The 20,887-nt window shown below is 47.9% G+C and carries 18 protein-coding genes; 5 read left to right on the top strand and 13 right to left on the bottom strand.

Annotated elements, in window-relative coordinates; all coding sequences use genetic code 11:
• Positions 1-4: 4 nt before the first annotated feature.
• Positions 5-1,417 carry an adenylate/guanylate cyclase domain-containing protein gene (locus E5S67_RS06215; RefSeq protein ID WP_172186199.1) on the bottom strand — a complete coding sequence of 471 codons (1,413 nt, stop codon included), beginning with the start codon at positions 1,415-1,417 and terminating at the stop codon, positions 5-7.
• Positions 1,418-1,801: 384 nt separating this feature from the next.
• Positions 1,802-3,271, bottom strand: a complete 1,470-nt coding sequence (locus E5S67_RS06210; protein ID WP_172186198.1) for an adenylate/guanylate cyclase domain-containing protein — start codon at positions 3,269-3,271, stop codon at positions 1,802-1,804.
• Positions 3,272-3,562: 291 nt separating this feature from the next.
• Between E5S67_RS06210 and E5S67_RS06205 the strand changes: the two genes are divergently transcribed.
• Together E5S67_RS06205 and E5S67_RS06200 are read left to right on the top strand one after the other, a co-directional pair.
• Positions 3,563-4,312 carry a methyltransferase domain-containing protein gene (locus E5S67_RS06205; RefSeq protein WP_172186197.1) on the top strand — a complete coding sequence of 250 codons (750 nt, stop codon included), beginning with the start codon at positions 3,563-3,565 and terminating at the stop codon, positions 4,310-4,312.
• 151 nt (positions 4,313-4,463) lie between these two features.
• A complete protein-coding gene (locus E5S67_RS06200) occupies positions 4,464-5,639 on the top strand; it encodes an FAD-binding oxidoreductase (protein WP_422614719.1) in 1,176 nt (391 codons plus the stop codon).
• Positions 5,640-5,757: 118 nt separating this feature from the next.
• On the opposite strand, the gene E5S67_RS06195 is transcribed toward E5S67_RS06200, so the two are convergent.
• From E5S67_RS06195 to E5S67_RS06170, 6 genes are all read right to left on the bottom strand, one after another.
• Positions 5,758-6,141: a hypothetical protein gene (locus E5S67_RS06195; RefSeq protein ID WP_172186196.1), complete on the bottom strand. Its 384-nt coding sequence runs from the start codon at positions 6,139-6,141 to the stop codon at positions 5,758-5,760.
• Positions 6,142-6,308: 167 nt separating this feature from the next.
• Entirely contained in the window at positions 6,309-7,199 is an 891-nt protein-coding gene (locus tag E5S67_RS06190; RefSeq protein WP_172186195.1) for an ABC transporter permease, read from the bottom strand.
• A gap of 435 nt (positions 7,200-7,634) precedes the next feature.
• Positions 7,635-7,847: a hypothetical protein gene (locus E5S67_RS06185; RefSeq protein WP_172186194.1), complete on the bottom strand. Its 213-nt coding sequence runs from the start codon at positions 7,845-7,847 to the stop codon at positions 7,635-7,637.
• Between the two features lie 243 nt (positions 7,848-8,090).
• Positions 8,091-9,113, bottom strand: a complete 1,023-nt coding sequence (locus E5S67_RS06180; protein ID WP_172186252.1) for an ABC transporter ATP-binding protein — start codon at positions 9,111-9,113, stop codon at positions 8,091-8,093.
• A gap of 494 nt (positions 9,114-9,607) precedes the next feature.
• Entirely contained in the window at positions 9,608-9,796 is a 189-nt protein-coding gene (locus E5S67_RS06175; RefSeq protein ID WP_015175516.1) for a hypothetical protein, read from the bottom strand.
• Between the two features lie 343 nt (positions 9,797-10,139).
• Positions 10,140-11,063: a histone deacetylase family protein gene (locus E5S67_RS06170; RefSeq protein WP_172186193.1), complete on the bottom strand. Its 924-nt coding sequence runs from the start codon at positions 11,061-11,063 to the stop codon at positions 10,140-10,142.
• 396 nt (positions 11,064-11,459) lie between these two features.
• Here E5S67_RS06170 and gyrA point away from each other — a divergent pair, with 396 nt between their 5' ends.
• The 3 genes from gyrA (at position 11,460) to E5S67_RS06155 (ending at position 16,506) form a co-directional block, all read left to right on the top strand.
• Entirely contained in the window at positions 11,460-14,171 is a 2,712-nt protein-coding gene (gene gyrA / locus E5S67_RS06165) for a DNA gyrase subunit A (protein WP_172186192.1), read from the top strand.
• Between the two features lie 166 nt (positions 14,172-14,337).
• Entirely contained in the window at positions 14,338-14,994 is a 657-nt protein-coding gene (locus E5S67_RS06160; protein ID WP_339382754.1) for a Uma2 family endonuclease, read from the top strand.
• A 219-nt stretch (positions 14,995-15,213) separates the two neighbouring features.
• Positions 15,214-16,506 carry a ribonuclease D gene (locus tag E5S67_RS06155; RefSeq protein WP_172186191.1) on the top strand — a complete coding sequence of 431 codons (1,293 nt, stop codon included), beginning with the start codon at positions 15,214-15,216 and terminating at the stop codon, positions 16,504-16,506.
• 250 nt (positions 16,507-16,756) lie between these two features.
• On the opposite strand, the gene E5S67_RS06150 is transcribed toward E5S67_RS06155, so the two are convergent.
• From E5S67_RS06150 to E5S67_RS06130, 5 genes are all read right to left on the bottom strand, one after another.
• Entirely contained in the window at positions 16,757-17,764 is a 1,008-nt protein-coding gene (locus tag E5S67_RS06150) for an aldo/keto reductase (RefSeq protein WP_172186190.1), read from the bottom strand.
• Positions 17,765-17,791: 27 nt separating this feature from the next.
• Positions 17,792-18,850, bottom strand: a complete 1,059-nt coding sequence (locus E5S67_RS06145; protein WP_172186189.1) for an NAD(P)-dependent alcohol dehydrogenase — start codon at positions 18,848-18,850, stop codon at positions 17,792-17,794.
• Positions 18,851-19,044: 194 nt separating this feature from the next.
• Positions 19,045-19,821 (bottom strand): SDR family oxidoreductase, encoded by a 777-nt coding sequence (locus E5S67_RS06140; RefSeq protein WP_172186188.1) that lies wholly within the window; start codon positions 19,819-19,821, stop codon positions 19,045-19,047.
• Positions 19,822-19,877: 56 nt separating this feature from the next.
• Positions 19,878-20,408, bottom strand: a complete 531-nt coding sequence (locus E5S67_RS06135; RefSeq protein WP_172186187.1) for a cyclophilin-like fold protein — start codon at positions 20,406-20,408, stop codon at positions 19,878-19,880.
• Complete coding sequence (locus tag E5S67_RS06130; RefSeq protein ID WP_422614720.1) at positions 20,408-20,737, bottom strand: (R)-mandelonitrile lyase; 330 nt, start codon at positions 20,735-20,737, stop codon at positions 20,408-20,410. The genes E5S67_RS06135 and E5S67_RS06130 overlap by 1 nt, the downstream gene beginning before the upstream one ends.
• Positions 20,738-20,887 lie beyond the last annotated feature (150 nt).

The raw sequence follows: 20,887 nt of genomic DNA, 5'->3' as shown, positions 1-20,887 counted from the left end.
TCAGTTAAATTTTTCTGCCTTTCAGCAAATAAGTCGTCATTGCTCCTTTGCCTTTAACATTAATTTTACCGCGTTTTTCCAACAAATACTTATCGCACAGCAACTCATAAGTTGAGCTGCTAACTTGAATTTTACCAGGAAGTCCCTGAGATTCCATGCGGCTTGCTGTATTCACAGCATCTCCCCACAAATCGTAAATAAACTTTTTAGTGCCGATGACACCTGCTACAACAGGCCCAGTATTAATGCCAATGCGGATATTTATAGGTTCACCGCATTCGTCGCGGAATTTCATAATTTCTTGCTGCATTTCTAGGGCCATTTCGGCAATAGATTCGGCGTGATTTGTACAGGGAAGCGGCAAACCGCCTGCGACCATATAATTGTCGCCTATAGTCTTAATTTTTTCTAAGCCGTATTCTTCGCTCAAGCTATCGAAAGCTGAAAATATTTTGTTAAGCAATTTGACTAATTCTTCAGGAGACGTGCGGGAAGATATTTCGGTAAAGCCCACAATATCAGCAAACAAAACCGTAACCTCGGCAAATCCGTCCGCAATATTTATCTGACCTTGTTTTAGGCGATCGGCAATCATTACCGGTAAGATATTTAGTAATAAACGTTCCGACTTTTCTTGTTCGGCGCGCAATATTTCCTCAGCTTGTTTCCGCTGTGCGATTTCCTTGTATACTCGGTGAAACATTTGATTGAATGCGACCATGAGTTCTCCCAACTCGTCATCGCGCTTGACAGAGAGAGAGTAGAAATCAGGTTTTTCTCGATCTTTGCTCAAAGCGTCTCCGGCAGCGATCAAGTCATCGCGCAATCTCAAGAGAGGTGCAATTACTGTCACCCCTAAAAAGAACATAGTCACCGAAGTGACAAAGGCTGATATAATGATGACTAGAACCGCAATTCGCCCGATAAATGCGTAGAGTTCCGGTTGAACGGTGGAAGCATCGTGGCGAACAATTAAGATGTAATCGCCTCCCAAATGTCGCTCCGTCCAAGCAATATCGTAGCGCTTGCCATCGAAATTGTGATGGTGAACTATACGAGCATTTTTTAGTTGCTTTAAAGTGATTTCTGGGCGTTCGCCAAGTGTATATATTAGCTGACCGTTAGCTTGGTAAATAGACAGTCCTAACACTACTTGAGAATCCTTAATAATATTTTTTACTTCTTCTTGCAAGAAAGTGCGATCGGAAATATCTTGTTGGAGCAAAAACTCTAGGGAATCAACAGTCGCCCGAGATACCTGTTCTAATTGACTTAAAAGTTCATTTTCTCGCCGAAAATAAGAGGGAACTAAAATAATTCCCTCTATGACAAGAATGCTAGCAAATATCCACAAAGCTATTTGCCTAGACAAGCGAGATTGGAAAAAACCCAAGAAAGATAAAATCCGCAATGACATAAAATTTACTATTTGGCAATGGGCTAATTTAGGACATAGGAAAATAAACCCGGTTTTCCGTAATAAATTTTGGGTTTGTCAACAAATCAACTGCGCCGAAACCGGGTTCCTCACATCCTCTGTGTAATTCCTGTAATTGTCAGCAGTCAACAGCCAGCAGCTATTAACTGTTAGTTCTTGGCTGACGATTAACAACGAATGACTGATGACCCACCCAAAAACGGATACCAGCCCCCGACTTAACTCGTGGATATATAAAAATTTTAGACCAAAGTTCAAGCTCCCAGATTCACCTGTGCAGTAAATCTAAAATCTAAAATCTAAAATCTAAAATTGACTGACTTCGGACTAACTAGCAGACCCCTTAATAATATAATAAACAAATTAAACCGAAACTGCGCTGACTAACCTGCCTAGAAGCAGATAAGTATTCATATCGCCCTTGCCTTTGACCTGGATAATTCCTCTGTCTTCAAACAGATACTTATTTTGCAAGATATCGTAAGTTGATTGTGTGACTTGAATCGCGCCGGCCATCCCGTGGGATTCCATGCGGGCTGCTGTATTAACGGCATCGCCCCAGAGGTCGTAAATAAATTTTTTAGTACCAATAACCCCCGCAATTGCAGGCCCGGTATTGATGCCGATGCGAATGTTAATTCCTGCATAATGTTTGGCATTAAATTTTGCTAATTCCTCCTGCATATCTAAAGCCATTTCCGCAATGCTTTCGGCGTGGTTGGTGCTGGGGTTGGGCAAACCTCCGACTACCATGTAAGCATCTCCAATTGTTTTGATTTTTTCCAAGCCGTACTTTTCCGTCAAACCATCGAAGGCTGAAAAAATTTCGTTGAGAAAATCGAGCAATTCTTCGGGAGATATTTGTGCTGACAGCACGGTAAAGCCTACGATATCCGCAAACAAAATCGTGACTTCTGCGAAGCCGTCAGCAATACTGCTTTGACCATCTTTTAGCTTAGCAGCAATGGATTCGGGTAAAATATTGAGCAGCAGGCGATCGCACTTTTCCTGTTCTTTTACCAATTCTACATTAGTTTCTTGCAATTGTGCCGTGCGTTCCCTGACGCGCTGTTCTAATTGTTTAGCATTTTGGCGCAACCTGCTGATAGATAAAGTTAATCCTGTCACTCCTAAAACTGAAAGTCCTGCTAACAGTAAAAACAGGTATTTCAGTTCGCTGCGAGTATTTTTCGTGATGGTATCGAGAGGTTGAGTAATTTCTAATATCCCCCGTACATCTCCCACTTTCCAGTCTTTTTTGGGACTGAAGGAGTTAGTGTTATGACAGCTAACGCAGCTAGGAGTTAGAATATCTGCCTCGGCATATCGAAATGCTGGCTTGCTGCGAAAATCCTCACGTCGGAAAAATTTTTCTGTCGGATTTTTCATCAAATAGGTAATAGCTTGCCGTTCAAAATCGTCTCGAGCTCCGCCTTCTTTTCGCCGCCAGGGAAACGGGTAGTCGCTGTAGAGACGAACTGATACTTCGGGATTTTTTTTGGTGATATTGTTGCCGAGTTCTATTAAGAAGGTGGCAGGTACGGGAACTGTTACTTTTGTCGGGTTGTAGTCGTGGGTAAAGTTAATTGTTTTAGCGGTGTTAAGAGGATTGACAACATCCGAACTGTAAAGGGTGCGGGCTTCTTTAATAGCTTGGGCATAGAGGGTGGCATTTTGGAGGGCTTGCGATTCAATTAGGGTGGAGGAAAGACGAGACATATGTGCCATCGCTACTCCTACACCTACACAAAATAAAATTGTCACCGCAAGGAGAATTCGCTTGTAAATTAATTGGCTGATGGCAGCCCGACTGCGAGAAATTAACTGGCGCATGGTATCCTCAAATGTGAGGTTGAATCTTTAAGTGATTTTACGCACTACTAACATAACACTGCTTTTTCAGGTCGCTTGGTCGGCGTCGGGCTAAACCCAGACGGCGTAGTGCAAGGGATTGTTTATTGTTATTTACAGCGAGTGTTGGGTTTCTCCGTAAAAGTACGCATAACTTTATAACGGTTTTCAGTTGACATATCAGGTAAAAACACGGCAATGCCGTGTCCTTACTTCACGCACTTATTGCTTTATCTCGGTTAGGATAGCAATTGTAGTCTATGGTTGGCGATCGTGAATTCTGACTCTACTGTCTCACCTACAAACAACGAAATTTTTCCGGGAGAAGTTTTCGTCAATACTACCGATTTTGATACCGGCATTCGGCGACTTTTACCTAAATATGACGAAATGCTGGATGTATTAACAGCCTGCATTGCTAGTGCAAACCACCGCATTTTAGAACTCGGCTGCGGTACGGGGGAACTCAGTTTAAAAGTTCTCCAACGCTACCCGTCTGCGGAAATAGTTGCTGTCGATTACTCCCCGCGAATGCTTGATTTTGCCCGCGCCAAAATAGAGTCGGCAGGATACGCAGCCCGGTGGACTGGCATAGAAATGGACTTTGGAGAATGGGCGAACAATCCCAATTTATCCGGCTTGGGCGATAAATTCAATGCTTGCATTTCATCTCTGGCAATACACCATCTTGAGGACGAGATGAAGTTGAAATTGTTTCAACGCATTCGCGAAAGTTTAAATGCTGGTGGCTGTTTTTGGAATGCCGATCCTCTTTTAGCAGAATCAGCAGCAATGAAAGATATTTATCAAGCGGCGCGAGAAGATTGGGCGCTAAATCAGGGGGAAACCTTAGCACAAATTCGCGCAAATGTGGGGAAGAGTGTCTCTTACGGCTATTCTAATCCCGATCGCCTAGCTACACTTTCGGCACATTTAGAGATGTTGGCATCATCGGGATTTGAGACTGTTGCAGTTCCTTGGAAATACTACGGTATGGCGGTGTTTGGGGGATTTGTTAATTGAAAAAAGCAGTCTTAGAGGCAGGCAGAACTTTTATATGTAGGGTGCACGGCCCGGCGCACCTTACTGCTTAAAGAAAGATTGCAGTTAGTGTTTTAGGTTACTAAGTTCTGCTTAAAAAAATATATAATACTGTCAGGATTTAGGAAACAAAATGACTGCAACTGCGATTCAAAGTATTGACTGGGATGCTTTTTATTCGGAACTATGGGGAATCGAAATAATTAGCGATCGCGCGCAAGTTGTCAAGCTATCTCAACGGCGGCGTCATTTTAGAGACCAGCAAAATGAACATTATCCGCTGGATAAAACCGGGTTTAGCTTGCGTAGAACCGGGGATAAAAATGTCGGTTTTCGACAAACAAGCGCGAGAAACCGCTTGGGAATTGCGGATGGTTCCCTCAACCTATCGCACCGCAACGATTGGGGATTTATCGGCGGCGGTAGCGGGGGAATTGGTTCGATAACTTACGGGCAATTGCGCGATCGGGGAAATCTTCATGGCGTTCGAGTCGTTACAATGGAAGACAAGCCCCGCGTCATCGAATTGCGCGGCGATGAAGTGCAAAAAGTCAATCACGCTTACGGCACAAATGGGATTATTACTGAGTTAGAAATTCCCCTCGCCCCTGCTTATGCTTGGGCGGAAATCATCGTCGCTTTTGACGATTTTATGACATCGGCCAACTTCGGTCAAGCTTTGGGCGATGCTGACGGAATTATCAAAAAACTAATTTGTGTTTGTGCTTGGCCGATTCCTGCTTATTTTGCTGCTTTCCGCGAGGAGATTCCTGAAGGTAAGCACTGCGCTTTGTTAATGGTAGCTGAATCTTGTCTGGAACCGCTGCAAGATTTGGTGGGCGAATATGGCGGCACAATTTGCTATCAAAAAAACGCGCAAGCAGCGAGCAAAGGTGCAGCAATTGCTGAATTTACTTGGAATCATACAACTCTGCACGCTCGCAGCGCTGACCCGTCTCTGACTTATTTGCAGACGCTTTTTCCCGCAGATCGAGGTTTGAAATTGATTGAGGAACTATACAATTATTATGGGGATGAGGTGATGATGCACTTGGAGTTTTTGCGGATGAACGGCAGGGCGATCGCCGCAGCTTTGCAAATAGTTCGCTACAGTACGGAATCACGGCTCAATGAAATTATTCGCTATCACGAACACCAAGGCGCGCTAATTGCTAATCCTCACACTTATATATTGGAAGATGGAGGGATGAAAAGTATTAATATGGAACAGTTGCAGTTTAAAGAGTTGGTCGATCCTTACGGTTTGCTGAATCCGGGTAAAATGCGGGTGTGGTTGGAACGGGATTAAGGGCGATGGTTTTTAGATAAGATTCGGATCTTGAAATCGCTGCTAGACAAACTTTCGTCCGCCTAAGCGCTGGCTTCGCCCACGCGGACTCAGAAATGAGCAAACAGCAGTGATAAATTTAAGGGACAGGGGCGGTAATTTCTGCTGGTGCGATCGCTCCTTCAGAAGGTACAGCTTGCTTTTCCAGTAGTTGGCGCTGTTTGTTCCGAAATTCTGCGGCCGCATCGTTCAAATTTTGGCGCTGTTCGGTATTAAATTCTTCCATGCTGCGGCCGCCTCCCAATTGGGATCTGTGAATTAAATCAAATATTGCGCTGCCGCTGCTGCTGCCGGAAAATGGGTCGGTATTGTCTTGAGTTTGAAAGTCTTGCAGCGGTTGGGCATTATTTAAACCGCTGGCTTGAGCGAAGCTTGCTTGAGGGGAGAACAGAGCACAGGACGCGATCGCGCTTGCAGCAATCCCCATCATCAATTTGCCGGATTTGGAAGTTTTGGTGTTCATAATTTATTAGTTGAACTTTCAAAAAAACAATTCTATCTAAACAATATTCTGACTTGCGACTAAATATTATATTGCTTGCCTGGGGCTAAGGACACGGCATTGCCGCGTCCCTACCATTGACGGTGCAGGTTAAACGATCGCCCGCAGATTTGCCGCGATCGCCCTAACTAAGCAAACCTGCGTCGCAGCAGCGGTTGAATGCTCAGCAGCGCCACCAAATCAAAGGCTAGCAATACTAACAGCGCTCCTCCAAAGGTAACATTACCCCAAGGAGCGTACATCACGACACTGGCTAGCGACCAATCGCTGTGCAGGTACAAATAGCGGATGGGTTCGATCGCGTAACTCAGAGGATTGAGAGTCACCACAACTTGCAGCCAGTCTGGCATAAATGACAGCGGCGCCAGGGCTGTGCTGGCAAATAACAGCGGCAAGTTAGTAACAAAAATTACCGCTATTAATTCTACGTGACCGGGAAGAGCGAAGGCTAAACCCAGACTCAAGCCGGTGACGCCCAAAACTAATAGTAGGACAATTATGGCGATCGCCCCTAGTCCGGCAATTCCGGGGAATCCCGCGCCCAAAAACGCGCCCGCTGTAACGATTGTGCCGGTTTGGATAAAGCTGAGGGTGACGATAAAAATAGCGGAAGCTAGGACGATCGAAAATCTGGAAGCCAGCGGCGCGACTAACAAGCGGTTGAGAAATCCGAACTCGCGATCGAACATAATCGGCAAACCAGCATTAAGCGCCCCAGCAAAAGCTGTAAAAACGATTACACCAGCGCCGAGAAATTGTCCGTAATTCTGGCTTTCGCCGAACAAGCCGGCGGGTGCATTTTCAAACAGAGCTCCGAACAAAACCAACCACATCAGCGGCTGAATAATGCCTGCAACTAGCGTCGAGGGGCGGCGCTGCAATTGAATAAACAGGCGCTTGGTTAAGGCGAGTGTTTCTTGGATGAAGTCGCCCAGCAGGGAACTGGAAGTGTCAGCGGATGCCGTGGAGATTGGCCGCTGCTGGTTGAGGTTGTTGGGGGATGTAACAGTACCGCTCATAATTGCTTGTTGTTGATTTTGACTGTTGTGATTATGTTTACAGGAAATATGTTGAAAGCGATTTTGGCAGGATGCTTTGATTATAGGCTATTTGGAGTTGAGAGGGCGGGGTAGCTGCTGCTATTGCTGTTCATCGAGTAGCTGGAATGAAAGGAGAAAATCGTAGTAAAATGAGTAAACGCTACATATTAATTTAGTTTGGGAACTCTTAACAATATTTGAGGATAAATTGATGTCATCAAGTGCGATCACTACTTTGGTAAAAATCATGGACTCTTTGCCGAAAACTGTGGAAAATATAATTTTTAAACACCTGCAATAATTCATTGGCAAATTTAATATTACTTACTGTTTATTTGAATTCCAACAGTAAGTTATAAATTCCGGCTGAGATTGAAAGTTAACTGAAGCCAGTGGATAGATATACAGTTGCTGTTACAGCAGATAGCACTGTTTTTCAGAAGCTAAAAGCAGGTTTTGATTGGGAGGAGTTGCGGCGACGTAGAGACTCATAAGCACCCGATCCCCATCCGATGACAATCGATGAAATTTGTGAACTTGTCCGGGAAGTTCGTTGTGAAAAAAATTCTGAAAGAGAGTCACAACTAGGAAACTCGATAATAATTGAAAAATAAACTCTTCTGCCATTTGGGCAGTATGTTATATAAAACAGTCCTGGATGCAATATCACCACAGACGGGGGCGACCACGAGGGATTGCCGCTACAAAACGGTATATATAGAGGCTTTGCGTAAGTCCTATAATTGTCGTCCTGAATGAGAGTGTTGCGATCTTCGTGAAGGGCTGCTGTGATAATAAAAATTTACCGTATTACAAGGACACGGCACTGCCGTGTCCCTACAGATGCCTCTTTCCACCAGTTGGTATAATTTAAGACCGCATCGCCTGTTTTTGCTCCGCCTTCAAATCGCGGTTGCTAGCAGCAGCCAACTCCGCATCCAACAGCGTCTTACCAGTCGCAGCCAAATACACATCATCCAAACTCGGCCGAGATTGAGCAATCCCAAAAGTAGGCAATCCCGCATCTTTTAAAGCTTGCTGAATAGTCACCAGCGCATCGCTTTGCGGTGTTACTACTAAATTGAGAGAATTTCCTTGGGCCTCGTTGACAATTACTTCCTGCACAAAAGGCAAAGATTGCATCAGAGTTTTAGCTTTTTCGGCTTCTTCCATCGGCGAAAACTCCCGAATTCGCAGAGTCACCCGATCGCCCCCAACCCGATTTTTCAACTCCTCCGGCGTGCCCTCAGCAATCACTGTACCCTTGTCAATAATCGCCACGCGATCGGCCAAAGCGTCAACTTCTTCGAGATAATGGCTGGTAATCAAAACCGTCGTACCTTCCTCCCGCAACCGGCGCAGGAAATCCCACACTACCACCCGGCTTTCAATATCCAGCCCGACAGTCGGTTCGTCTAACACCAAAACATCCGGCTGGTGCAGCAATCCAGCAGCTAAGTCGAGGCGTTTGCGGATACCGCCGGAATAAGTGCCAGTCTTTTTATTTTCCCACTCCTCCAAACCGAGGAGTTTCACCATTTCGTCAATCCGCCCTTTAATCCTAGGGCGCGGCAAATGGTAAAGCGCTGCTTGCAGTTGCAGGAGTTCCCGCCCAGTCAGCACCTTATCGAGAGCCACTTCTTGGGCCACGTAGCCGAGTTTTTGTCTGGCAATTCTCGGCTGACTGACAGCAGAAATGCCAGACACTTCAATGCGTCCGCTATCGGGCGCACTCAAAGTACAAAGTACCCGCAGGGTTGTGGTTTTGCCTGCACCGTTGGGGCCTAGCAAACCAAATATTTCCCCCGGTTCTACCTTGAAGGAAACATCTTTAACGGCTTCTACAGTGCCGTAGCGTTTCTGAAGATTTTCAATTAAAACGGCGGGAGCCATATATTTTGGGGATGAACTGGTTGTTAATATTTTGACACTTCCGGGCTCAAATTGCCGGAATCGTCGATCGACCAATGCGACTGGCTGTGCTTGTAACGATCGCACAATCCTCCTCAACCGGAAACTGGTTATAGTTTTGATTCTTAATACCCGTTTAAAAAATATCAACTTTATAAAGATTCTTAACCCTGATATTCATCAGTATTTCCCAATCTCTAATCTCTAATCTTTAATCTCAAAATTATGAGTTTTGAGTTAATTATAACTTCTCAGTTAGTAACTCAAAACTCACAATTGTTTAACAAGTAGAGATGCACCCGAAACCTGTTTTTTTATAATTATCTCTACCTCTAGGCTGATGTGTAGCGCGATTTTGAAAATTAACACCGTTATCCAACACATCCAACTTTCGAGCCCAATATTAAACAGCGAAAACTTCCCGACGTGGCAAGTTCTACTTTTAACACCCCTAAAGAAAGTTGGCGGAGGCGTCTTTAATCGACAATTTTTACCCAACCGCGGCGCACGTTGTACAGCAGTCGGTTGATGATGGCATACTCATCTTCATTCAGCGTTCTTTCTAAGAGTGCAGATCTGAGCTGTCTCCGGTCGTGGCGAGTCACGACGCTGGAGAACATGACCTGACCAAATAACTCTTCGAGTGTCATTTGGGAGACTGACATGATAAACCTCCTAGTTGATTGAGACAAATAAAATTTTTACAGGCTGATTGTAATCTTATTATGCTCTCTGCGAGCGATTCCAAAGGCGATCGAAAACATTGACACGGTGTGATTTTTGGGCGAAAAATCTGTGACGGAGACTTTGATAGCCAGTGACTTGGATCTCTTAAATTTGTGATCCTTGTCACTTAACTCAGAAGGAAGAGGGAAGAAGTCAGAAGGAAAAGGGAAAAAGGCCATCAAGCGCGATCGCCAAATCTAAGCTTCGCTTATCGCCTTCAAAAACTTTCCCTCCCGTCCTCATTGCTTCTCAACCTCATTTTCCCCTATGCCAATTTTCCAACTAATTTAGGCATCGGTCAATAGTCGCCACAACTGACTCGGCCAAATCTTTGAGCGCGTAACCCCCCTCCAAACCAAAGGCGATGCGGCGGGTGATTTGCAGGCAGTATCCGGTGAAAGTACCGTAATCTGACGGAGCCAGAGTCATGCTCGCCAGCGGATCGGACGCAGTAGCGTCGTAACCGGCGCTGACAATCAACAAATCCGGTTCAAATTTTGACAAAAAAGGTACGACAAGAGATTCAAAGGCGCCCAGGTATTCAGCTATGCCGCCGCCCGGATACAGGGGAATGTTCAGCACGTTGTCGTAGGCGCCGCGCTCCTCGGCATCTCCCGTTCCCGGATAGCACGGAGATTGGTGCAGGGAACAGTAGGCAATTTGCCGGCAGTTTTCCACCAAGGATTGAGTGCCGTTGCCGTGGTGCACGTCCCAGTCGAGGACGGCGACGCGCTTGATTCCCGGCTGTTCCAAGGCGTAGTGAGCGGCGATCGCAGCATTGGAAAACAAGCAAAAACCCATCGCGCGGGCGTTTTCGGCGTGGTGTCCCGGCGGCCTGGCCAGCACAAAAGCCGGTTCCCCCGCAGCCACCACTCGATCGACCCCATCGAGCCAAGCACTCACCGCTAGCAGCGCTACGTCGTAACTTTCAGCAGAAATCGGCGTATCGCCGTCGAGGTAGCCGCCTCCCCGATGAGCCAAATGTTCGACTTCTTTGATGTATCTTTGCGCGTGAACTTTTTTGAGAGCCCAGAACAGTGCTTGTTCGCGCTGCGCCACTGGGGTGGGCAGTTGCCACTGAATTTGATCCGCCCAGGGAGCAGCTTTCAGAGCGTTGGCGATCGCCGTTAAACGTTCTGGTCGCTCGGGGTGAAGCATTCCAGTCTTGTGCAGCAAGAAATCTTCGGAGTAGATGACGGGTAGCATCGGCTGATTTTAGATTTTAGATTTTAGATTTTAGATTTTTAGTTGGCTTTAATAATGCCTTCGGTTTTGTGAAATTAAAATTTCGATCGAGTAACCATTTTAATTTCTTATATGGCAGTCAAAAAAACTCACGAAACCATGAAAGCCTTCAGCCTAAAAAAACCTTTCTAGCTTTTGCCAACCGCTGACCAAATCACCAACTGACAAATTATCAATTGTCCTTGTTTCGTCCCTTAATTTTTCTGGCAAGTTTCCCATAAAGTCAAAGGCAAATTGTGATATAATTTTAGGAGTAATTTGCAATATTTGGCAGCTCTACTGAATCCAAACCGATTTTATCGCATTTTTGAGATTTATAGCGGTCAAATTTAAATTTATAACGGAGTTTTTCAACCTATGAGCACCTCTGAGTCGCGGATAATCCCGACGGATCTGGGTAATGAGATGTCCCGATCGTACTTGGAATACGCCATGAGCGTAATAGTCGGTCGGGCGCTACCAGATGCCAGGGACGGTCTCAAGCCCGTTCACCGACGCATTCTCTACGCCATGAACGAATTGGGCTTGACTCCCGATCGACCTTTCCGCAAATGCGCCCGCGTCGTGGGGGAGGTGCTGGGCAAGTATCACCCGCACGGAGATACAGCGGTTTATGACGCCCTGGTGCGGATGGCTCAGGATTTTTCCATGCGGGAACGCCTGATCAACGGCCACGGCAACTTCGGCTCCGTTGACAACGACCCGCCCGCTGCCATGCGGTACACCGAGTGTCGCCTCACAGCTCTGACGAGCGACTCCATGCTGCGCGACATCGACTCGGAAACAGTTGATTTCGGCGACAACTTCGACGGTTCACAGCAAGAACCCCTCGTACTCCCGGCACGCATCCCCCAAATTTTGCTCAACGGTTCCTCCGGGATTGCTGTAGGGATGGCAACCAACATTCCGCCGCACAATTTAGGCGAAATAATTGACGGTTTAGTAGCACTAATTCACAATCCAGCAATTACCGACCTGGAATTGATGCAGTACATCCCCGGCCCGGACTTTCCCACCGGAGGGCAAATTCTGGGCAGAGGCGGCATTCGCGATGCTTACACCACCGGGCGCGGTTCGATTACAATGCGCGGAGTCGCCGGCATTGAAACCATCGAACATCCCGGTCGCCCCGACAAAGAAGCAATTATTATCACCGAATTGCCTTACCAAACAAACAAGGCAGCGCTAATTGAGAAAATTGCCGAACTTGTTAACGACAAAAGATTAGATGGAATTTCCGACATTCGCGACGAAAGCGACAGAGACGGAATGCGCATCGTGATCGAACTAAAGCGCGACGCCTATCCCCGCGTCGTCCTCAACAACCTCTACAAACAAACACCCCTCCAAGCCAACTTTGGAGCCAATATGTTAGCGCTAGTAAATGGGGAACCCCAACTACTTACGCTCTCTCAATTCCTCAATGTCTTCTTAGACTTCCGCATTGAGACAATTACTCGCCGGACTCAATACGAACTCCGCAAAGCAGAAGAACGCGACCACCTTCTGCAAGGCTTATTAATTGCCTTAGAAAACTTAGATGCAATTATTCACCTAATTCGCGCCGCTGCCGACACCGCAGCAGCCAAACAGGAATTGATGGATAATTACGGTCTTTCCGAACAGCAATCCGACGCAATTCTGCAAATGCAGCTCCGGCGTTTGACAGCATTAGAAGCGCAAAAAATTCAGCAAGAACACGAAGAACTGCGAGCTAAAATCGAAGATTTGGAAGATATCTTAGCGCGGCGGGAACGCATCTTAGAAATCGCCGAATTTGAAGCAGTCGAAATCCAAACCAAAATCGCCACTCCTAGACGCAGCGTCATCGAACACGCCGAAGGAGAAATCGATGAAAGAGATTTAATTGCCAACGAACAAGCAATTCTTCTAATCACAGAGCAAGGCTACATCAAGCGGATGCCTGTCAGCACTTTCGAGGCCCAAAGTCGCGCTACTCGCGGCAAAGCAGGCGCGAAAATGAAAGAAGACGACGGAGTAGAACATTTCCTTTCCTGCTGCGATCATGACAGCGTTTTGTTCTTCAGCGACAGGGGCGTAGTTTACTCTGTCAAAGCTTATCAAATTCCCATCTGTTCCCGGACTGCCCGCGGCACTCCCGTGGTGCAACTGCTGCCGATTCCTATAGAAGAAAAAATCACTTCTATGGTGTCAGTCACAGAATTCACCAGCGAAGAATACTTGGTAATGTTGACTCGCGGCGGCTACATTAAGAAAACCGCACTTTCAGCTTTTGGCAATATCCGCACTAATGGATTAATCGCCATTTCTCTAGAAGAAGGCGACCAACTGCGCTGGGTGCGGAGAGCAAAAGTTGGCGACAGCATCATCATCGGTACGCGCCAAGGCATGGCAATTCATTTCCGCACCAATCACGAACAGTTGCGCCCAGTCGGCCGCGCGACGCGGGGTGTAAAATCAATGAAATTGCGATCGGGCGATGAGTTGATCAGCATGGACATTTTGCCCAGTTCAATAGTTGCCGAAATTGCTGAATTGGAAACTGAAGACTCGGAATTTGAAGGGGCAGAAATTGCTCTCTTAGAAACTGAAGACTCGGAATTTGAAGTAGCAGAAGTTGCTGAACTGGAAACTGAAGATGCGGAATTGGAAGACGAAGAATTAGAACTGCAAGCCGAGGAAATTGAAGGCGAAGATGCCGAAGAAATTCCGACTGTTAGCAGCGAAGTTCCTTCGGTGTTGGTAATCACCACCAACGGCTACGGCAAGCGGGTTCCAGTTTCTCAATTCCGACTGCAAAGACGGGCGGGCAAGGGATTGACGGCTACTAAATTCAAGTCGAAAAAGGGTAAGGATCAGGTAGCTGCGCTGCGAATTGTCAACGAAGATGACGAGTTGATGATCATTACCAACCGAGGTATTATTATCCGTCAGGCTGTGAGTGCAATTTCTACTCAATCGCGCACAGCAACGGGTGTGCGGGTGCAGCGGTTAGATGAGGATGATTCGATCGTAGCTGTGGCTTTAGTGCCGCCGGCTGGTGAAGAATCGGCAGAAGAATCTGAATCTGAGGAAGTGGCAGAATAGTCGTTAATAGTTTGTAAGGTGCGCGTTGCGTACCTTACTGCTGAATGGTAAAAATGCGATCGTTTGTAGGGTGATCCGTGGGTACGTTACTGCTGAATGGTAAAAATGCGATCGCCCCTACTCAGAAGTTTTTCCTCAAAAGTCAAAGCTTTTTTCCGGTGAGGTAATGATGAGTCAACTCCAAACCAAACTACTAACTGATACCTGGGTTACAGCGACTTGGGATGAATATATAGAAATTATTAAACAGCCGGAGTACGATCGAGCAAAATGCTACTATTACAACGGACAGTTGAGGATTGAAATGGCAGCAGTAGGGCCAGATCATGCTGATGACAACGGAATTATCGTCATCTTAATCAATTTATTTGGCATTGCTAAAGGTATAAAAATGAGACTGCTGGTCAACTGTAGCTACGCCAAAACGGGTGTCAGAGGCGCTCAACCTGATGCTTCTTACTACATCGGAAACCGGGTGCAAACGGCACCTCGCGGCAGTTCTGTAGTGAATTTAGATAGCCTAGTTTCCCCAGATTTAGCGATTGAAATTGCCGACAGTTCTCTCGTTGACGATTTGGGTACAAAAAGAATGATTTATGAAGAATTAGAAGTGTCTGAATATTGGGTAGTAGACGTACAAAAAGCGCAAGTTATTGCTTTCAAAATAATTGATAACCGGGGAAGCGAACGGCTGACGGAATCTCAAGTTTTGCCCGGGCTAAAAATTGCTTTATTAGAGGAAGGTTTGCGCCGCAGTCGCCAGACAGACAATACAGAAGTAGGGAACTGGTTTTTAGAGGAAGTTCGCGGGAATCCTCAATAGTGCGATCGACTGCATTCTTTTTTTAACTGGAGGCTAGAAACCCGGTTTCTACGAGTTTTGCGAACAGGAACGAGAAATATAGGAAGAAACCGGGTTTCTGAGATCTGCGTGTGTCCAGGACACGGCAATGCCATGTCCGGCGCTTGAATCGTTGACAATCGATCCGATAATTGCTATAGCATAAGAGAATCAAAAAGTTAATAGCAAAAGTCGGTAAAAATGCCTTATTTAACAGCAGCAAACGACATCAAAGCACTCATCGCTAAATTTTCCCAAGCTAAAATCCTGTGGGTGGATACAGAAATCGCAGACTATAAATCCAACCCCAGATTATCTCTGATTCAGGTGTTAGCTGACTCCACAGATTCGACTGGAGATGCCACTTTTCTACTAGATGTCTTGGATAAATCTGAATTGGCAAAACATTTCATCAACCAAATCATGGTCAATCCAAATATTGAAAAAGTCTTGCACAACGCCAGCTATGACATCCGATTTCTAGGCAATGACGACGCTCAAAATGTCACTTGCACATTGAAAATGGCGAGAAAGATTCCCACTTACATTCTGCCATTACCTAATCGACAACTCAAAACTTTAATAGAAACACTTTGTGGCATTGCTTATGTAGATAAAACAGAACAAAGCGGCGATTGGGCAAAGCGTCCGCTGACCCAGAAGCAGCTAGAATATGCCAAGATGGACGCGGTTTATTTAGCTGGAGTGCATCGCCGTCTGCTAGAAATCCTTGCCCAATGTTACCCCGAACCTGCAACGGAAAACTTGGCAGCATTGGGCGAAAAATATCAGGAAATAGAATCTCAGTGGAAGCCGCTAGATTCAGAAATCGCTGAAGTTAAGGAACGGATTAAAGCAGGGATGCTGGCCCAAAAGCTCAAAGACAGTTCTTATTTTGAGCTTTCCAGTTCGATAACGATGAAAGTAGATTTTCTCACGCTGGCCAAACTGACGCAAACAGAGGGAATTGAGTTAAATTTTCCGGTAACGCTGACGAAAGAAATTCAAAAACAGTTAGGCGAACTCATCGCCGCTCCATCTTTGGAAGTTGAGGAGATTGCTAGTTGGCGGTTGAATTCCAACCTACAGCAGCGGCGAAAATCTACTAAGAAAATTGCGCCGGAACCGGAGAGTGAGGATTTAACAGCATTGGGGAAAAGGTATCAAGAAATTTTGCCTGAATGGAAGTTGCTGGATTCAGAAGTTGAGCATCTGAAAGAGCGCATTAAAAAAGCAATGTTGGTGCAAAATAAGATAAATACTCCCGATTTTAAGTTATCCAGTTCCTCGATTTTGAAGGTAGATTTTGCTAGATTGGCAAAACTTGCGCTATCTGTGGGAGTTGAGTTAGATTTTATGGTGACGCTGACTCAATACATCCAAAAGCGGTTAGGGGAAGCTATTAACAAAATTGATGTGCAAATTGAGTATATTACCAGTTGGCGGATGACGGCTAAGACTGTGGAAGATGAAGATGAAGAAATTCCGTTTTAACTACTAAAATATCACGTTTCCTCTCATTTTTCTGTGTTTTCTGGGGGCTGGGAGGGTGACAAAAAGGTCTAGGAACAAAAATGTAAAGCCGATGCTCAAAGCACGGGGTTTCCACCCACAATTTTCGATCGGCAGTCAGTAACTCTGTTATGGTTCGGGGTTGATCTGTGCCATCCGATCGCAACCTGTCATGATGAGTTGGGTCTGGTTTAAGGGGCGGTTATGCCAGACCCAGAGACTAAAACTGGACTCAGCGACCCGTCAAAAGCTCTAACTTTTCGGGGTATCTCGCCCCTTGTACTGTGATTTTGGCGGCGGCATCATCGATGTCACGCAGATCCGCAGGCGTGAGTTCGACGGAGACTGCCCCGATGTTCTCCTCCAAGCGATGCAGTTTCGTGGTGCCTGGAATTGGAACAATCCACGGCTTCTGAGCCAACAGCCAGGTAAGTGCGATTTGAGCGGGCGTTGCCTGCTTTTGTTCTGCAATACTGCCAAGCAGATCGATGAGGGCTTGATTCGCCTTGAGAGCCTCAGGTGTGAAGCGAGGCAGAGTGCTGCGGAAGTCGGAGCTGTCAAAGGTCGTGTTTTCGTCGATCTTGCCCGTGAGGAAGCCTTTGCCCAGCGGGCTGTACGGGACAAGTCCGATGCCGAGTTCCTCAAGGGTCGGTATCACTTCCGCTTCAGGCTTTCTCCACCAAAGCGAGTATTCGCTCTGGAGTGCCGTGACTGGCTGGGCGGCATGGGCGCGCCGAATCGTTTGCACTCCCGCTTCAGAAAGTCCGAAGTGCTTCACCTTACCTTCCTGAATCAGTTCCTTCACCGTTCCTGCCACGTCTTCAATTGGCACGTTCGGATCGACCCGGTGCTGATAGAGGAGGTCGATCGCCTCCACCTTCAGCCGCTTGAGCGAACCCTCCACGGCTTCCTTGATATGCTCCGGTTGGCTGTTGAGTCCGGGTGAACCCTTCATGCCACGGGGATCGGAATTCGGACTGATGTCGAACCCAAATTTGGTGGCAATGACGACTTGGCCGCGGAAGGGACCGAGGGCTTCACCCACAAGCTCTTCGTTTAAGTACGGACCGTAGACTTCGGCGGTGTCAAAGAATGTTATTCCGCGATCGACGGCAGCCCCCAGAAGAGCAGTCATCTCCTGTTTGTCTTTGGGCGAACCGTAGCCAAAGCTCATTCCCATGCAGCCGAGCCCGATCGCCGAAACTTCTAGGTTGCTGTTGCCAAGTTTGCGCGTTTGCATGATTGCTCCTTCGAGGTTCCACCTCGGTTATTCAGATTTAAGGGATGCCATATCGATACAGAAGCGGTATTTCACATCGGACTTGAGGAGTCTTTCGTAAGCTTCGTTGACTTTTTGGATGGGGATGACTTCGACATTGGCAGTGATGTTATGTTCGCTGCAGAAGTCGAGCATCTCCTGGGTTTCGGCGATGCCGCCGATGTTAGAGCCGGAGAGACTGCGGCGGCCCATGATCAGGCTGAATGCCGCGACCTCCAGGGGATTCTCCGGTGCGCCAACCAGGGTGATGTTGCCGTCAAGGCGGAGCAGGTTGAGATAGACGTTAATATCGTGCTTGGCGGAAACGGTGTCGAGGATGAAATCGAAGCTGCCAGCGTGCTTTTGCATTTCGTCGGCATTGCGGGAGACCACGACTTCGTGGGCACCGAGGCGGAGCGCATCTTCCGTCTTACCGGGCGAGGTGGTGAAGACGACGACGTGGGCACCGAACGCACGGGCGAACTTCACACCCATGTGACCCAGGCCGCCAAGACCGACTACGCCGACCTTCTTGTCCTTAGTGACGCCCCAGTGGCGCAGGGGCGAGTAGGTGGTGATACCGGCGCAGAGGAGCGGCGCAACCCCGGCGAGATCGAGGTTATCTGGAACGCGCAGAACGAAGCGTTCATCGACGACAATGCTATCGGAGTAGCCCCCATAGGTCACGCCTCCCAAGTGCTTGTCTGGGGAGTTGTAGGTGAGGGTCAGGGAAGGGCAGAACTGTTCAAGGTTAGCTTTGCACTGGGGACAGGTTCCATCAGAATCAACCATGCAGCCGACTCCTGCCAGATCACCAGGCTTGTACTTTGTCACTGCCGAGCCAACCTGGGTGATACGTCCCACCATCTCATGACCGGGAACGATCGGGTAGGTAGTAGACATGAAGTCGCTCCACTCATTACGCACTGAATGGACATCGGAGTGACAGATGCCGCAGAAGAGAATTTCGATCTGTACGTCGTGTTCGGTTGGATCGCGCCGTGCGATCGTGTCGGAAGCGAGCGGTGATGTTGCACTGGCTGCGGAATAAGCTTTCGTGTTGTACATGAATTGATGCTCCTATTTGTTTACTTTTGGTGCCTGGTATTGTTCGTCGCTGACCTTTTCCATCCAGTCCACGGTCTTGCCGTCGAGCTGTTCCTTAGTGGCGATATGAGTCATCGCCGTTGGCGGTGAAGGTGGCGAGGGCGACAATGCTTTGTTGTCGTGCGTTTAGGGTTCGATCGTGTTGGCGGCGAACCTCACTGCACTGTTTGGCCGCCGTCGATGACCATGGCGTGTCCAACGACGAAGGCAGCCGCGTCCGAGCACAGCCAGAGGACAGCCGCGGCGATCTCCTCGGGCTTGCCCATCCGTCCGACCGGCTCCTCGGCAATCACCTTGGCGCGCCCTTCGTCCGTGGCGCCGATGGAGCGAGCGATCATCGGGGTGTCGATGTAGCCGGGACAGACGGCGTTGACGCGGATGTTCTGCGCGGCGTAGTCGAGGGCCGCTGCCTTGGTCAGTCCGATCACGCCATGTTTCGCGGCGGTGTACGCGGGGCTGCCCTTGATGCCGATGATTCCTGCGCCCGAGGACGTGTTGACGATCGCGCCGCCTCCCTGCTTGAGGATCAGCGGAATCTCGTGCTTCATGCACAGGAAAACGCCGCGGAGGTTGATGTCGATAATCCGGTTCCACTCCTCCTCGTCGTACTCCGCGGTCGGAGCTACCTTCCTCGGCTCGATGCCCGCATTGTTGAAGGCGAAGTCCAGCCGCCCGAAAGCCTCAACGGTCTTGTCCAGAGCCGCCTTCACGTCCTCGGTTCGCGTCACATCGCACCTGACGGCGATCGCCCGACCGCCGAGTTCTTCGATCGTGTGAGCTGTTTCTTGATTGCCCTGTTCTGAGATGTCAGCGACCACCACGCTGGCACCTTCACGGGCAAACGCCAGCGCCGCAGCTCGACCGATGCCGCTCGCTCCTCCGGTCACAAATGCAACCTTTCCTGTGTAGCTGCCATTCTCGTTCGTTGCCATTTTTTACTCCTTTGCGTGTTGCCCATTAGGGAAGTCTTTATTGGAACTTCCTTTTCTTACTCGATCGGCTCCAGTGTTGCTTTTACAGAGCCAGGTACATTGAATGCTTCTACGCCAGCATCGATCTTGCCGATCGCGATGATGCCGGGGTCAGGGATTGGTTGTTCGTCGTGGCGATAATAAATAGCCACATCAGGACCGGGAGACCAGTAAATGATGTCTCCAACTTCATACGTTTTGGTTCGCTCACCCTCCTCCGAAATTGCTCTCGGCAGGCGGGCAAACTTTTCTCTTCCAAACAAATCGTTCATCGTCAGCGTTAATGGCAGCAGGGAAACAAAATCCCGAGTGGTTTTACTGTCGATCAACGTGGCTGTAACGGCTTTGTCTCCGACCTTGATGTTTATCTTCATACTGTTTGCCTGCTGGGTTGATATTTCAGTCGGCATTTTCGACGAGGCACTGCTAGGCATCCTGTTGTCGGCACGGCAGGCTGAGTAACTCAGGGACATCGTTAGGGCGAGAACCAAAATCAGCATTCTCTTCTGGCAGTTTTTCCCCTTGACGGGAAACCATTTCAAAAGCATTAAGCTCTTCCTTCGTACTGCTCGTCGCTGACCTGTTCCAGCCAGTCCACGGGTTTGCCGTCGAGCCATTCCTGAATGGCGATGTGCGTCATTGCCGTGGTTGCCGTGGCACCATGCCAATGTTTTTCACCCGGCTCGAACCAGATCGCATCCCCCGGACGAATTTGCTCGATCGAGCCGCCCCAGCGCTGTGCAAGACCGCAGCCAGCCGTGACAATTAGGGTCTGTCCCAACGGGTGGGTGTGCCATGCTGTCCGAGCACCAGGCTCGAACGTGACGCTGGCACCAGACGTGCGTGCTGGTTCGTGAGCCTCGAACAGGGGGTCTATAGCAATCCTAAATCATTATCAAGACTATGATACAATTATATGCAATACTTGATTGTGACAATAAAAAATGAATAACTTACAACTGCAACAAAAAGATAGAGAAAAAGAAATAGCCCAATTAGAATCTTTCATTAAAAGCGATATCGATGC

The organism is Microcoleus asticus IPMA8 (assembly GCF_013179805.1).
Taxonomy (GTDB): Bacteria; Cyanobacteriota; Cyanobacteriia; order Cyanobacteriales; family Microcoleaceae; genus Microcoleus; species Microcoleus asticus.
The sequence above is the reverse complement of the archived record's forward strand: the minus strand, read 5'-3'. Positions and strand labels throughout refer to the sequence as shown.